9 protein-coding genes are annotated in these 15,249 nt (G+C 56.3%); 6 read left to right on the forward strand and 3 right to left on the reverse strand.

The window, feature by feature from the left end; all coding sequences use genetic code 11:
• Positions 1-326 precede the first annotated feature (326 nt).
• Both SV7mr_RS12615 and SV7mr_RS12620 read left to right on the forward strand, forming a co-directional pair.
• The gene (locus tag SV7mr_RS12615) at positions 327-1,568 is read left to right on the forward strand and encodes an integron integrase (protein ID WP_473163635.1); all 1,242 of its coding nucleotides are present in this window, start codon (positions 327-329) and stop codon (positions 1,566-1,568) included.
• A gap of 153 nt (positions 1,569-1,721) precedes the next feature.
• Complete coding sequence (locus SV7mr_RS12620) at positions 1,722-3,233, forward strand: carboxypeptidase M32 (RefSeq protein WP_145272506.1); 1,512 nt, start codon at positions 1,722-1,724, stop codon at positions 3,231-3,233.
• Between the two features lie 61 nt (positions 3,234-3,294).
• Here SV7mr_RS12620 and SV7mr_RS12625 read toward each other — a convergent pair whose 3' ends face one another.
• The gene (locus SV7mr_RS12625) at positions 3,295-5,349 is read right to left on the reverse strand and encodes a glycosyltransferase family protein (protein ID WP_145272508.1); all 2,055 of its coding nucleotides are present in this window, start codon (positions 5,347-5,349) and stop codon (positions 3,295-3,297) included.
• A 661-nt stretch (positions 5,350-6,010) separates the two neighbouring features.
• The gene (rlmN, locus tag SV7mr_RS12630; protein WP_145272510.1) at positions 6,011-7,114 is read right to left on the reverse strand and encodes a dual-specificity RNA methyltransferase RlmN; all 1,104 of its coding nucleotides are present in this window, start codon (positions 7,112-7,114) and stop codon (positions 6,011-6,013) included.
• A gap of 187 nt (positions 7,115-7,301) precedes the next feature.
• Here rlmN and SV7mr_RS12635 point away from each other — a divergent pair, with 187 nt between their 5' ends.
• The 4 genes from SV7mr_RS12635 (at position 7,302) to SV7mr_RS12650 (ending at position 13,720) form a co-directional block, all read left to right on the forward strand.
• Positions 7,302-8,513, forward strand: coding sequence for a M20/M25/M40 family metallo-hydrolase (locus SV7mr_RS12635; RefSeq protein ID WP_145272512.1), 1,212 nt, complete (start codon positions 7,302-7,304; stop codon positions 8,511-8,513).
• Positions 8,514-8,589: 76 nt separating this feature from the next.
• Positions 8,590-8,853, forward strand: a complete 264-nt coding sequence (locus tag SV7mr_RS12640) for a (2Fe-2S)-binding protein (protein WP_145272515.1) — start codon at positions 8,590-8,592, stop codon at positions 8,851-8,853.
• Positions 8,854-9,093: 240 nt separating this feature from the next.
• Positions 9,094-10,518 (forward strand): arylsulfatase, encoded by a 1,425-nt coding sequence (locus SV7mr_RS12645; RefSeq protein ID WP_145272517.1) that lies wholly within the window; start codon positions 9,094-9,096, stop codon positions 10,516-10,518.
• A 127-nt stretch (positions 10,519-10,645) separates the two neighbouring features.
• Complete coding sequence (locus tag SV7mr_RS12650) at positions 10,646-13,720, forward strand: CRTAC1 family protein (protein WP_419187325.1); 3,075 nt, start codon at positions 10,646-10,648, stop codon at positions 13,718-13,720.
• Positions 13,721-13,755: 35 nt separating this feature from the next.
• Here the strand turns inward: SV7mr_RS12650 and SV7mr_RS12655 are convergent, their stop codons facing one another.
• Complete coding sequence (locus SV7mr_RS12655; RefSeq protein ID WP_145272520.1) at positions 13,756-15,018, reverse strand: outer membrane protein assembly factor BamB family protein; 1,263 nt, start codon at positions 15,016-15,018, stop codon at positions 13,756-13,758.
• Positions 15,019-15,249: the final 231 nt, after the last annotated feature.

Consider the following 15,249-nt stretch of genomic DNA (forward strand, 5'->3'; position numbering starts at 1 on the left):
ACCAGTAATTATGCGAGGCAAGAACTGTGAATTATTGCGGCTCGCTGGATAAGCCACGGTTGCAACCGTGGAATATTCGATTCCCCCCGAAAATAGCCAATCACCCTCTATGAGTCAAGCGGTCCCACCCTTACAGTGGAAAAGGTTGCTATTTTCGACTCGTGATCTGGGGGGGGAAGGGGATGTCTGCAGAGAGATTTGGTCAGATTCTTGACGTGATGAATCTGAATGAGACAGATCGGAGATCTTTTCCGAAGTGGGTTCATTCGTACGCCAGCTTCCACCAGGAGCTGGAGCGATGGTTTGACGCCTCGGAGCTGTTGCCGATGGACACTGATCGCGTGATTTCCTTTCTACGATCGCTTCGGGACAGCGGAGTCCCTGCTCGGCGACGCCTCTACGCGGCCCGTGCAATGGAGGTTTACCAGAGCGCAGTGCTAAGGCATTCGGCAGTGGATTTCCCACGAATTCGCGCAACACTGGACGAGATTGCGCGCCGTGAGGATCTTGACGGCGGGGAGGCCTCCGGCGGCACGGCTAAGCCGTTGGAGCAAATGCTAGTTCCTGGAGAGGGAAACGCTGGCAGCATCGACCCAACTGAACCCGAGGTTGTTCAGCGAATGCGGGCTCGATTGCGAACGCTTCACCATCCGAGGAGTACAGAGACCGCCTACATTGGCTGGGTCACTCGATTCATCCGTCACCTGGATGACGAGCAACTGGAGCGTTACGGTGAGCCTGAGATTGGGGAGTTTCTGAGCGATCTTGCGGTGACTCAGATGGTATCAGCGAGCACGCAAAACCAAGCGCTCAGTGCTCTTCTGTTTCTTTATACGAAAGTTTTTTCTCGGAACGTTCAATTCGTTAACTCAGTCCGCGCAAAAGCCGGCGAGTACCGTCCGATTGTCTTGACCAAGAACGAAGTCTCGGAACTGTTTCCGTACTTCGGTGGTGTCTATCAAATGATGTTCCTGCTGATGTACGGCAGTGGTTTGCGGCACCGGGAATGCCGTACGCTGCGAGTGAAGGATCTGTGCTTTGATTCGCGTCAGATCTTGGTTCGCGATGGCAAGGGGCAAAAGGATCGCGTCACGGTACTGCCAGACAGCGCAGTGACCGCGTTGCGTCGTCAGTTGTCGCGGGTGAAGATGGTACATGAAGGTGACCTAGAAAACGGATTCGGCAGCGTTTACCTGCCTTTTGCGTTGGCCAGAAAGTACCCCAACGCAGCGACCAGTTTCGGCTGGCAGTACTTGTTTCCATCGCCGCGCATTTCGAAAGATCCGCGTAGCGGGATGATGCGTCGCCATCATTTACATGAAGGCACATTCCGAACACACTTTAAGCGAGCTCTGGTTCAGACGGAGATCGTCAAACCCGCCGTGCCTCATACGCTGCGTCATAGTTTTGCGACGCATATGCTGGAAGACGGCGCGGACATCCGCACGGTGCAGGAGTTACTGGGGCATAAGGACGTCACCACCACACAGATTTACACCCACGTCATGAATCGTCCGGGACTGGCGGTGCACAGTCCTTCGGATCGACTGGGGCTGTTAAAACATTAGCGGTTTGGAATTGCGAGGTTTGTCGGAGGGAACGCGTTTTCACGCGCTGGCCGGCATCTTCGCTGAACAGCAACGATGTTGCAGCGGGATTGTTGTTTGCCGCGGGTTGGGCAACAATGTTGTTTTCCCTTCGCTAATGAGTCACGTTGCACGATGTCTTCCTTCGATCAAGATTATCTGTTCGTCTGCGAAACCGCTCGCAAGGCAATGATCTACCAAACCTCTGCCGAGACCCTGGAGTGGGATGAGCGGACAGGAATGCCGCCGCATGGCGGAGACTATCGAGCACAGCAAGTTGCGGCACTGCGTGGTCATGCTCATCAGCTGCGCACGGGTGCTCGATATGGAGAGGCGCTTGAGCGGCTGAGCGACCAGACAGCCGGTAGCGTTCTGGAGGCGACGAATGTCCGAGAGCTGCGACGTGATTACCAGCGTGACCAACGCTTACCGCAGGAGCTTGTGGAATCGGCGAGCGAGATGATCGTTAAAGGGCAACAGGCCTGGGAGAAGGCTAGGCACGGCAACGATTACGCTGGCTTTGCTCCTGTGTTGAAGCAGATCATTGCGCTAAAGCAGGACATTGGCGGCCGTTTGGCCGAGGGCACCGATCAATCGCCATACGAGGCCTTGATGGATGAATACGAGCCTGGTGCGAAGACGTCTGAGCTTGCGCCGGTTTTTGAGAATTTAAAGGGACGCTTAGCGACTTTGATTGGGGAACTGGCCGACGGACCGACGCCAGTCGACGTCAGCCTCCTGAAAGCAACCACCGACACGGAGGCACAGAAACGTTTTGTGTCTTCGGTTTGCCAAGCGGTCGGATTCGATTTTCAGCGTGGGCGACTGGACGAAACCAGTCACCCTTTTTGCACGACACTAGGACCGAGCGATTGCCGCATCCTGAGTCGCTATGAAGCGAATTGGTTTCCGGCAGGAATCTATGCGGGCTTGCACGAAGCAGGCCATGGGATGTACGAACAAGGACTGGACCAAATGCAGTTCGCTCTCCCGATGGGCAGTTACGCGTCACTGGGTGTTCATGAGTCTCAATCCAGGCTTTGGGAGAATCAAGTGGGACGCAGCCGATCGTTCATCACTTGGGTGCTCCCACAAGTCCAAGCGACTTTTCCGAACGTGTTTGGGACCTGTGACGTGGAGACGTTGTATCGCTGCGTCAATCACGTGCAGCCTAGTTTGATTCGGGTCGAGGCGGACGAAGCCACCTACAACTTGCACATCGCGATTCGCTTTGAACTTGAGCAGCAGCTGATCGCAGGAGACGTTTCCGTCGACGATCTGCCAGAGGCTTGGAATGCCCAGTACCAGCAGACGCTGGGGATCATGCCCGACAGTGATGCCAATGGTGTGCTGCAAGACGTTCACTGGAGCGCAGGACTGATTGGCTATTTTCCAACGTACACGCTGGGCAACTTGATTGCGGCTCAGTTGTTTGATCATGCTCGTGCAGAGATCACGGGGCTAGATCAGGATATCGAACGCGGCGAATTTTCCGGATTGCTGGGCTGGCTGCAGACGAACGTTCACAGCCATGGCCGACGCTATAGCAGTTTGGAACTGGTGCGTCAGGTCACCGGCAAAGGACTGAGCAGCGATCACTTGCTGGATCAACTGGAAGGCAAACTGAAGCCAATCTACGGCATCTAGTTTCACGTCGATAAAGTGACGTGGTCAAGAGCATGCTGCGTGCGCAGTTCGTTGCGCCGCCTTAACGGAGCTTCGCTGCTGGTGCGGAGGACAGCGCTCGTTTATCAGCAAGCCCGTTCGTGTGAGTTTGCTGTTGCGTCGCGTTACGCCCTTGCTTTACGAGCGTTTTTGGCGCGGATACTTGGTGTTGAAGCCCGCTGTTTGCTTTTGATTCGTCCGCGACATCATCAAAGCGCAAGACGCTCGGGTGCCGCGACTGACGAAATTTCTGAGCGACTCGCTGGCATTCATCCATGCGGCGGCTCATCGGCCTGCACACTTGGGCGGTCGCCCCAGTGCGTTCGCTCTGCTGCTCGTTGATGGCCTGAGCCTGCTGGGTAGCCTCCTGGGCGCGTGAGCTCAAGCGAGCACGGACGAATGGTTTCAGCCGAGCTGCCAACATCCAAATTCCGAGCAGCCCGAGAGGCATCAGAACGCTGCCCGTTGCCAACCAGAGTCCTAGTGCCGCGACCACCCATCCGACCTGTGCCGGCGGCTGATCAACACCGGAGGCACGAATGTAGCATGCGAATCTGCCACGATGCCCCATCCGCGTGGCCGCGCTGTGCAGGCAGTAGACCCCCAAGCACCACAGGTGGACTCCTGCGCGAACGGGTAATCCGATCAGGCCGATACAATCACAAGCGACTGCAGTTGCAGCGTATTGGAAACGATGTCGCGGCGAGACCGCCTTGCCCTGCTCTGTCCGCCAAACACAGAAGCTGATCGCGAAGAGTTCCAAGAGCCTTGGCAGGTAAGAAACCGTCGCGATCACGAGGGTGAGTTTCAATAATCTGTCCGTGCGAGCTTGGCCCCAACCATCATGCCACAACATGCTGAAGCACGCGCACGCGACCAGCAACCACCAGAGGCTTTTGAGTTTGTTTGCTGCATCGAGCAGTAGTAACCAGCGGTCACTCCAGTCGATGCCATCGCAGAACACCATGCCCATGGCTTTGGCGGCCGAGTGGGTGTTACGGACAGCAGCACCGCGTTGATGATCGGAAGCGAGGCTCCAAATGGGAGCTTCGGTGTGAGTGGGCAGGGCATGGTGGGCTTGATCAATGGCTGGTGCGAGCTGTCGTTTCCACCCAGCAAGTCCCATCAATGCGGAGATCGACTGATCATGGATCTCCTGTTGGGGCGAGGCCGTGACGTCGTCCCAAGGGTATTTGGGCGGTTTACTGTTCTGTAGGAATGCACTGCTGCGAACCACGCATCCATCAAACGAAAGCGGATAGCAATCGGAAAACAAATAGCTGGTTCCCCACTGTTCGAAAATGGTCGCTGGAGTGTCAACGCCGCCGCACGAGATGGTTGACTTGGTCGACGCCGCAGAGTGATCAGCGGGACCGGCGTCACCTGTCCAAGGTTGGCGACACATTGGGAGCCGGGAAAACTGAACGGCGGCAAGTCCTGCATCGCGATCAATTTGGAAGATGGAGTGAACCAGCGTCGTGCCGCTGATCACGGTTCCGGCATTGAGCGGCACAAAGTAAGGGTACTGTGTTCCTCGCTTGGATGAGAATTCGCGGAGACAGCCCAGTCGGCCGGCTTCGGTGTCCGTTCGACGCTGATAGAACAACCGGCAAGGACCTGATTCATACTTGGCCTGCAGTTCCATCAAACTGGATTGTTCGGCACCCCATTGATCGGGTTCACTGGTGTCACTAAGCACAAAGAAGTCGATCGGTTGCCCAGCCGAGGAGGTTGTCTGGGCGGAGCTTCTGAATGCCGGCAACGCTTGGCAGGTCGATTCAATCATCCACTGCACGTTGCTGAGGACGGTTTCCAGATCATGATTGGAAACATAGATCAGGACCGCGGTACGATTATTGGGCACGCCCAGTTCGCGTGCAGATTGCTGTCGCTGGCGCTTGGCCCACCACGAATAATCCACACTGGCTTTGACCACCCCGATTAGCGACAACGTCAATTTCCAAACCGCCAACCATCCGACCAGCAGCAGTGCCAGCACGCCATAGGCCGGAGTTTGAACGACGAGCCCCAGAACATCTGCGATCTGCGCAGATGCCGATTGAAAGCTAACAATCGGTCCGGTGGGTTCAAAATTCATTCGCTCAACAGTCTGTCGCTAAGGGGTTCCAGACGGGCGGGCAAAGAAACCGTCCGAACATGTGTATCCATCGTTCCCAGACGGCGTCTTTGAGCTGCAATGCGGACAGCTGTTTCGGCGTGGACTGCGAAGCGACATTCACTCGCTAAGCAGGCGACGACAGAACTCTGAATACCATTGCAATCGAGACGACGTCACGTGCAATTGGGACGACGTCACGTGGTCTGTTTGATTCGTGTCGGCATGACTGGGTTCAGCGATCCCGTCGGGCATCTGTATTGGGCCAGCGGATTGATCGGGCGCAACAGGCGTCCGCTGACGTCGCTTTGCCGTTTGCCTTGGCTTTGCTTGATTCGTCATCGGCTTGAGTCGTCATCGTGTTTGATTGGAACGTGCGAGCCACTGCCGTCCGGGCAGACAATTTGCATCCATGTCTATAGATAGCTTGCGAAGTGTTCCCAGAGGCGGTTGTGGGGGAGAATCCCGAGCAGATGGCGTGAGGGAGTTGCCTCGCCGGCGTAGACGCAGGCGGTTGGAAAGCGGGACGCGGGGGAGGGGTGGGGGGTAAGTGCGGAGCGTACGAAGAGAGGGCGCTGGTACGTGTAAGTGCGGTGCGTGCGAAGAAAAGGCACTAGATCGGGGACAGGTCCGGGGGGGAGCCTTATCCGCCAGCGTTTAACTTTTCACGGTTGCGGCGTAGCTGTCCGCAGGCTGCGTCGATCTCGTCGCCTTTGCGCTGGCGAAACTTGACGTTGATGCCGCCGGTTTCGAGCGTCTTCCGGAAACGGGCAATGGACTGTTTGGTCGGTGTCTCGTAGGGTAACCCTTCGACGGGATTGTAGGGGATCACATTGAGCAACACATTCCGCTTGGACAACAGATGCACCAATTGCTTGGCGTGTTCTGGCTGATCATTAATGCCTCCTAACAACACATACTCAAAGGTCAATCGTCGACCGTTGGCAGCGAAGTAACGATCGGCGGCTTCAAGGACAGCGTTGATCCCGATTTTTTTGTTCACGGGGACCAATTGTGAACGCAATTCCTCATTGGGTGCATGCAGACTGACGGCCAAATTATAAGGCATTCCATTGTTGGCCAAACGATCGATGGCAGGGGGCAACCCCACGGTGCTGATCGTGATCCGCCGCGGGCTGATTCCCAAACCATCGGCGCTGCTGGCGATCTGCAACGAGCCAAGCACTTTGTCCAAGTTGGCGAGCGGTTCGCCCATGCCCATCATGACAATGTGGCTCAGTCGTTCGCCGTCAACCAAACGGTCCTGCAATCGCAGCATCTGTTCCACGATCTCTCCCTGAGTCAAGTTGCGATCAACGCCATCGAGTCCACTGGCACAGAACACACAGCCCATGGCACAACCGACTTGGCTGCTGACACAAATGCTGCGGCGATTCCCGTCCCGCAGGAGTACACATTCGACTTGTCCGCCATCGGCGAGGCCGACCAGCAATTTGTCGGTCCCATCCCGGCTGGTTTGGAGGCTACTCTCGTGGGAGCGATAGATGTCAAAGTGTTCCGCTAACTTGGAACGCAGGCCCTTGGCCAAATCACTCATTCGATCAAACTCGCGCGTACGTTTCTGGTAGACCCAGTGAAAGATCTGCTTGGCGCGAAACTTGGGCTCGTCATGATCAACCAACCACTGTTGCAAGTCAGCGAAGGTCAAATTCAGCAGGTGTAACTTGCCAGAATCCGAGCCGGTGGCATTGGCGATCTGTGATTCGGAGACAGTGGGTAGACTCACGTTTCAGTGTTCCTAAAACAGGCGATAGCCAAATGAACTGACGGAAGCGACAACAGGGCGACCGGGGACGGCCGGCGGTGAAAGTGGACAGGCCACCTTTCTTGAACCGTGTCGATGGGATAGCTTATGAGCAGGTTATTTCTTCGGCCCAAGAGCCTCATCCCCGTTAAATCAGTGTACCCCAGTCATGCCGCAAACCGAAGTCGATACCACCGAAGCGTTGCAACGATATCTGCAATTGACCGCGATTCCGGGCGGCAGTGGCGATGAAAAAGCCGTTGCCGATGAAATTGTTCGGCTGCTGGTCAGCGCAGGCGTGGATCCGTCGGCGATTCGGTTTGACAAGGCACATGAAAAGACCCGCATCAAGGGGAACTGTGGCAACTTGATCGTCGACTTACCGGGCACAACGAATGGGCCGCGAACGCTGCTTTCGGCTCATATGGACACGGTGCCAATTTGTATCGGCTGCGTGCCGGAAGTTTCCGGGGCACGGGTCAACAGCCAGTCGGGCGTCGGGCTTGGGGCGGATGATCGCAGTGGCTGTGCGGTGGTCCTTACGGCAGCGATCGAGCGGATCAATTTCGCCAAAGCCAACCCGGATCAAACGCTCCATCCGGCGACGTTGTTGTTCACGATTCAGGAAGAAGTTGGTTTGGAAGGCGCTCGGCACTTGGATCCGTCGGTGGTGGGCAACATCGATCAGGCGTTTAACTTTGACGGCGGTTCGCTGGACAAGGTCACCACGGGTGCGGTCGGTGGTGAACGCATTGAGATTGAACTTTGTGGCACGCCGGCACACGCAGGCGTTGCACCTCAAGAGGGCTGCAGTGCGATTGTCATGGCTGGGAAAGCCATCGCCACCTTGGAAGCCGAAGGCTGGTTGGGATTGGTGGACAAATCCCAGACGCTGGGGCAGAACGCGGTGGGCACAGCCAATGTCGGTGTGATTAAAGGTGGTGAAGCGACGAATGTGATCACGCCAGCGGTTACATTGCGTGCGGAGGCTCGTAGTCACAACGCCGACTTTCGAACCCAGATCGTTGCCAAAATGAAAGCGGCTTTCGAGTCTGCGGCGGCGTCGACATGCACCGCCGATGGAACGTCGGGGTCCTGCGAGTTCTCATCGCACGTTGACTATGAGGCCTTTCGGCTTGCTGATGATGATTCATCCGTTAGCGCATTGGAGACCGCTTTGGCGTCGATCGGTCGTGAATCGTTTCGTGAAGTTGCCAACGGCGGCCTGGACGCCAACTGGTTGAACCTTCACGGCATTCCAGCAGTGACGGTGGGCTGCGGGCAAATGAACATTCATACCGCTGACGAACAATTAGACATCGATGTCTATCATGACGCGTGTCGTGTCGCGACTTTACTGATCACTTCCACGGCATCGTAGACGAATCGCAGGGCGCGCTGGCCGTGTTCGCCGCCGCATTGAGCGTAATCGATTTCATTCCCCAGCGGCTATTCAGATGGATGACGATCAACCGGTTTGCCTGTGCTTTCGGGTCTCTAAACGCAAAGTGATTCAGTTCATCAAGATGCGTCGGCCCCAAGCCGTGTCACAATTGGCGGAGTGCTTTGGGGCTGGAACGGGCTGTGGCTGGTGCCGTCCCTATCTTCAACGGCTGTACGAAGCCAATCAACCAGAATCCGTGGACCTGCCGGATTTGCAACAGTACAGCCAGCAGCGCGAGGCGTACCGAAAAGAACGTGATCCGTCGGGGGAAGGCTGACAGGCGGGCGAAGGCTGGAATGAGTTCGTGGTCGGCTGCGTTGTGCTTGTCCGCAGCATGTCTCCGGCATTTGACCTGGCTTTGCCGTGGCTACTGGCTCGAACCGACAGAGAATCTTGTTCCCAGCGACCGGGAACGGTTGGTGCAGAACCTCAGGGCGACGAATTGGATTAGAATAGCGTCAGCATTTTCGTCTCTTCCTTGAAGAGCTGTTCACTGATCCCTGTTTGAATTCCCGCCATGCTTGCTTCTCTCGTTCGAACCCTCACCGTCCTGAGTTTCATGGTCGGTCTTGCCACTGTTTGGTCTGGCACTCATGCGTCTGGTCAGGCGACTGGCACCGTCAAACGCCAGCCAAACATCATTTACATCATGGTGGACGATCTTGGCTATGGTGACTTGGGCTGTTTCGGCCAGAAACAGATTGCGACGCCGCATCTTGACCAAATGGCAAAAGATGGCATGCGTTTCACGGACTACTACGCCGGTCATACCGTTTGCAGGCCGTCACGCCTGACGCTGTGGACTGGCCAGCATGTTGGCAGCACCGGCCTGATTGGCAATCGACAGTTTGCAATCAGCTCTGACCACACAACCGTTGCCGGCTTGCTAAAGGACGCCGGCTACAAGACCGGCGGAGTTGGCAAGTGGTCACTGGGAACCGTCAACGACCCTAAAAAAATCGACAACCCTGGACACCCCAACAAGCACGGCTTTGACTACTGGTTTGGGTTCATGAATCAGGGACTGGCGCACAATCACTTTCCACCGTATCTGTGGGAGAACATGACGCAGGTCACGTTGCAGGGCAATGTGTTGTCGGATCATCCGGGTGCTCGTGGGCGAGTCAGCAAAGAACGCGTGACCTTTGCACATGATGCCATGACCGACGCTGCCTTTCGGTTCGTCGAACAAAACGTCGCGAATCCGTTCCTGTTGCACATTCACTGGACCATCCCCCACGCCAACAATGAAGGCAGTCGCGTTTATCAGAACGGCATGGAGGTCAAAGAACTGGGCGAATATGCGAACCGGGATTGGCCTGAACCGGAGAAGGGCTTTGCAGCGATGGTCGCCAAAATGGACCAGGATGTTGGCCGACTGCTTGAACTCTTAAGAGAGCTCAAACTGGACAAAGACACGCTGGTGATCTTCACCTCCGACAACGGGCCTCACAATGAAGGCAATCACAAACAAGACTTCTTCAAGTCCGCCGGCCCGTTGCGTGGCTATAAGCGTTCGATGCACGAGGGCGGCATTCGCGTGCCGATGATCGCTTGGTGGCCCGGAGTCGTCGCCGCCGGGACGGAAAGCGACTTGCCCTCCGCTGGGTATGACTTTTTGCCGACCGCCTGCGAGATTGCGGCGGTGGAATCGCCCAAAGACATCGACGGCATTTCGTACTTGCCAACGCTGCTGGGTCAGAACGACCAACAGGAAATGCATCCGTATCTATTCTGGGCAAGCTCCGAAGGTGCCACGTCGATTGGGGCGCGTTTCGGAGACTGGAAACTGGTCAAGTTCCGTCACCCGGGCAAAGGTCCTGCATGGGGCTTGTATCACTTGAAAACGGACATCGGCGAAGCACAGAACTTGGCTGCGGACCAACCCCAGCGGCTCGAAGGCCTGCTGACACAGCTCCGCCGCGACGGCTTGATCGAGTAAAAAATGAACGCTGGAATTGATCCGTGCGTATCCATCAGAGCCTCGTCCCAGGCAGCGGCCGGAATCGACCCTGGCCAAGACCACTCTTGGGGGCCCATTCCCCATGATGGAGCCTTGTCGCAGATTCATGAGTCCTGGAAATCACTTAGTTACTGAAGAGAACGTGATCCGCATGCGAAACGCTATCTTCGTCCCCGTTTTACTGCTGATCGCTCTCAGTGGTTGCAACGACCGGACAACGCCAAACGATCCTGCTGTGCAGCCCAGTCAAACCACAGAGATTGAACAGCCAGCGGGGACCGAAAAAGGCTCTGGCGGCGACAATGACTCGCAAACGGGAACCGATTCGGAACCGCGTGTGGATCTCTTTGGTGTCGCTCTTCGTGCTGCCAAGGCTGGGGACCTGGACAAGGCTGAAGCAACGATTCGCAAACGGATCCTGGAAGCCCCGGATGATGCGCTTAGCGTGGAACTGTATGGTGACATTGCCCAACGTCAGAACCGTGCCGCTTTTGCAGCGAAGATGTTCGAACGCGCTTTCCAGATGCAGACGCAGCCGACTGAAACGTTGATGACTAAGGCTGCCATGCAACTGGTCCGGGCAGGCCGCGCCTATGACGCGCTCGAAATGATCGAACGGTGGATTGAATCGCATCCCGATTCGATCCAACCGCGCATGGACTTGGTTGGCTTGGCAGCGATGATCGGCATGGTGGATCACTCCATCCCGGCCATGCAGTTTCTATTGCAACATATCAACCTCTCCGAAGTCGACATGCTGCAAGCCCTGGCTAGGCCGCGGCGAATCGAGCCGGACCAGACATTTTGCGAGCGACAACTCAACATTAATCCGGATGACCTGCGACCGCAATACGCCTTGGCTCTAAGGGAGGCTCAGCGAGGCAAGTGGGACGAGGCCGCGGCAAGGTTACCCGCGGTGATCAAAAAACACCCTGAATTCACGCCCGCGCATGCTTTGTTGGGGCGTCTGTTGGTGGACCTGGGACGATTTGATGAGCTATCACAGTGGCAAGCGAACTGTCCCCGGTCGATGCAACAGAGTGACCAGTACTGGTGGGTAGCCGGTCGCTGGGCACAGCACCAAGGCAACCATCCCGCAGCCGTCAAAGCATTTGTCAACGCGTTAAATTTTGATCCCTACGGGCAGCCGATTTCGTTGCAACCGATGCTGCAAAGTTTACAGATCATGCAACAGGAGCGTGAATCTCAACTCGTCGCCGGACAGATTCGCGACTACGAGCGGCTGTACAATGCGATTCACTTATTTCTGGAGCGTGAATCGAAATCGCAAGACGCAGCGTTCCAGATTGCAGACGCGCTGATGCGGCTCGGCCGATTGTGGGAAGCTGAAGCCTGGGCCAGGGGCTCGGCTCAGTTGCCCAACGATTTGGTCTCCAACGGCCAAAAACGCTACATGGCCATTCGCCAACGTCTGAATCGGGCAACGCCATGGAGACTGCCGGAGACCCAGATCGTTCATCGGATCAACTGTGAAGGCTTGCCGGACATTGATTGGAAACTGGAAAGCCAACCGACTCGTCTGGCTGCCTATCAACCGCCAAGACGCATCCACTTCACGGATGTGGCTCAGGAACTGGGGTTGAGTCACACCAGTAGACTGAATGCCAAAGCGTTAGCCAAAGGCCAATCGATCGACATGACCCTCGGTAGTGGGGCAGGGATTGCCGACTTCGACCTCGATGGCTGGGCGGATCTGATTGCAGCGCACCTGGACGGAGATCCGATGCAGGAAAACTCGTCCGGGAAACGTTTGTTTCGAAACGTTGGGGGATCATTCCAGGACCTGGGCGATTCAACGCGTCTCCGCGATCGCGGTTACTCACAAGGCATCGCGGTCGGCGACATCAATTGCGATGGTTTCCCTGACATCCTGACCTGCAACATCGGTCGTAATCGCTTGTTTCAAAACAACGGTGACGGAACTTTCACGGACGTTTCTGATCGCTTGCCAGCCTCCACTGAACCCTGGAGCACGTCAGCGGTCATTTGTGACATGAATGGCGACGCCATTCCCGACATCTACATCGGGGCATACTGTGCGGGTAAGGCCCCCTTTCAAAGGGTTTGCAAGAGCAACGATACCGTCGTGACCTGCACCCCGCTGATTTTTGATGCCGCCCTGGATACGTTTCTGCAGGGGCAAAGCGATGGGCCATACATCGATCAATCCAATCAATGGGTCAGTCAAGAGTCTCCTGGACGAGCGCTCGGCGTCATCGCAGGCTTCATCGACGAGCGTCCAGGCTTGGATCTTTATATTGCCAATGACATGAGTGCCAATCATCTATGGTCACCGACTGCGACAAGTAACACCAGCGATTCCAAGGCATTTCAATTGGAGGATCTAGGCGTGATTCGCGGAGTGGGTGTCAGCGGTCAGTCGCGAGCACAAGCTTCCATGGGCGTGGCGATGGGAGATGCGGACAGCGACGGCGACTTGGACCTCTATGTCACTCACTTCAGCAAGGACTACAACACGTTCTATGAGCAAGTGGCGCCCGGACTGTGGTCAGACAATACTTACGGACTTGGGCTTGTGCAACCGACCTCGGAACTGCTTGGTTTTGGCACCGAGTTTGTTGACTTTGACAATAACGGCAGCATGGAACTGGTGGTCGCCAACGGGCACGTCCATGACATCAAAGAAGAAGGCTTTGAACAAGCGATGCTTCCCCAACTGTTTCTTCGTCAAGCCGATGGACGTTGGAGTGAAGCCGATGGAGCGCAGGTCGGCGACTACTTTACCAAGAAGCATGTAGGACGAGCGCTGCTGACCTGTGACCTGAATCGCGATGGAAAGAAGGACCTGCTGATCACGTCGTTATTTAGTCCTCATTCGCTGCTGATCAACGACACGCCCGATGCGGGGCAATCGATTTCGGTACAACTGGTGGCGACCAAATCAGAACGCGACGCGATCGGCGCGGTTGTCGCAGGCAGTTTCAACGGAATGACAAACGCAGCTCAACTGGTCGCAGGCGAGGGATTCCTGGGATCCCAACAACGCCAGATCATTCTAGGTGCGGGTGATCATGACGAAGCACAGGGATTAACGGTAACCTGGCCGTCGGGCTGGGTCGAGAATTTTGGCGACCTGCCAACCGGCCAGGAATACGTGCTGATCGAAGGCAGCGGCGAAGCGTTTTCCGTTGCAAAGTAAGCCTTTACAGAGTTCACCGCCACGACCAACACGGGCTACTTGGCGACTTTGATCAGTCCTTTCTCAGTGCGAAAATACAGGGCGTCACCAGCAACAGCGGGGCTGGCCAACACTTTCTCACCGAGTTGATTCTCAGCAACCACCTTGCCCTTGCTGCCGTCATCGTTGACAACAACCACGGTGCCATCGGAACCGACAACGTACATTCCAGATCCGGTCATGACCGGAGTGGCCCAAATGTCTTTCAGCTTGCCTAGACGCAGTTGCCACAGGACGGAACCGTCGCTCAGCGAACCGGCCACCATCACCGAACCTTTGCTCATGTAAACGCGATCATCGCTGATCACGGGGCTGCAACGAGACGGACGCAGGCGATTGCTTTCCCACAGAATGCTGGTTTTGACGTCAGTTGCTTTGGCGGGCTCGGTCTCTGGATTCACTGTCATGCGAATGCAAACCGTTGTACTACCGGGGACAACCAAATACGGGGACGCAAAGGTCGCCGACGCCGTCCCGTCTGCCTCTATGTCATAATGAGCGAGTTGTTTTCCGGTTTTCGCGTCGAGCAAATCAATGGATTCGCGGTTGTGCATGGACACCGCCATCAAGCCGTCATCAAGCTTCACTGCTTGCGGGCTGGACCAATTTGAGCCTTCGTTCCGGTCAACGGTCCACAGCGTCTTGCCAGTTCTGACGTCAATCCCGGCAGCAAAACTGTCCCCCTGGTTTTCAAGCTGGACGATCACGACGCCATCAACAATCACTGGGGAACTGCTCATGCTGACATCATTGCCAGTCTTGGGATGATCAACCGCCAAGGCGCGATACCATTGAACTTTTCCGGCAAGGTCGTAACAGATCAAGTCACAGCTACTGAAGAGCGCGATCACGCGCTGGCCATCACTGACCGGTGTGGGCGATGCGTTGGAACTGGTCGGGTGAGTGTAAGGCCGTCCGGTCGCTCGCATGGGGCGCGACCACTGCAAGTCCCCCGTCGCTGCGCTGTAAGATTCCACGAGCAAGTCACGTTCGTCCTCACCCAGGCATCCAGTCACAATCACTTGATCGCCGATCACCAGCGGTCCGCCGATGCCGCGACCTCCGACTTTGGTTCGCCAAGCGATGTTGTTGCCGGTCTGCCCATCAAATTCAACGGGCGGCTTGGATTCTGGCGCGAAGGAGCGTCCATCACCGCGAAAGCCCAACCAATCAGCGCCGTCAGCGGAGGGCGTGGAAAGGCCAAAGAGCGAGGCCACGAAGCAAGCCAACAAGCCACAATTTCGTCGTGAAAAAAGCATGTCTTAGGTGCACAGAGGAAGGTGGATGACACAATCGCGACCGATCAGCGGCACACAAAAACGTGTACGGCCGATCGCGGGGAATCAGTACGCCCGCGATATTGTAAACCATCGAGCGCCCGGAGGGGGGAATGCAGCCTGACGCAGGCTCAATCGAGGCTGGCGCGATGAAATGCCTGCATTCGGTGGCAACGGATGGCCAGCGCTGTGGGCCTGAATCAGCGTTCCCAC

Source organism: Stieleria bergensis, assembly GCA_007745635.1.
Lineage (GTDB): Bacteria > Planctomycetota > Planctomycetia > Pirellulales > Pirellulaceae > Stieleria > Stieleria bergensis.

What these genes read in the sequence shown, in the direction of transcription:
- SV7mr_RS12615 (WP_473163635.1), top strand. Translation starts at nt 327, where the DNA reads ATGGACACTGATCGCGTGATTTCCTTTCTACGATCGCTTCGGGACAGC.
- SV7mr_RS12620 (WP_145272506.1), top strand. Translation starts at nt 1,722, where the DNA reads ATGTCTTCCTTCGATCAAGATTATCTGTTCGTCTGCGAAACCGCTCGC.
- SV7mr_RS12625 (WP_145272508.1), bottom strand. Translation starts at nt 5,349, where the DNA reads ATGAATTTTGAACCCACCGGACCGATTGTTAGCTTTCAATCGGCATCT.
- SV7mr_RS12635 (WP_145272512.1), top strand. Translation starts at nt 7,302, where the DNA reads ATGCCGCAAACCGAAGTCGATACCACCGAAGCGTTGCAACGATATCTG.
- SV7mr_RS12640 (WP_145272515.1), top strand. Translation starts at nt 8,590, where the DNA reads ATGGATGACGATCAACCGGTTTGCCTGTGCTTTCGGGTCTCTAAACGC.
- SV7mr_RS12645 (WP_145272517.1), top strand. Translation starts at nt 9,094, where the DNA reads ATGCTTGCTTCTCTCGTTCGAACCCTCACCGTCCTGAGTTTCATGGTC.
- SV7mr_RS12650 (WP_419187325.1), top strand. Translation starts at nt 10,646, where the DNA reads ATGAGTCCTGGAAATCACTTAGTTACTGAAGAGAACGTGATCCGCATG.
- SV7mr_RS12655 (WP_145272520.1), bottom strand. Translation starts at nt 15,018, where the DNA reads ATGCTTTTTTCACGACGAAATTGTGGCTTGTTGGCTTGCTTCGTGGCC.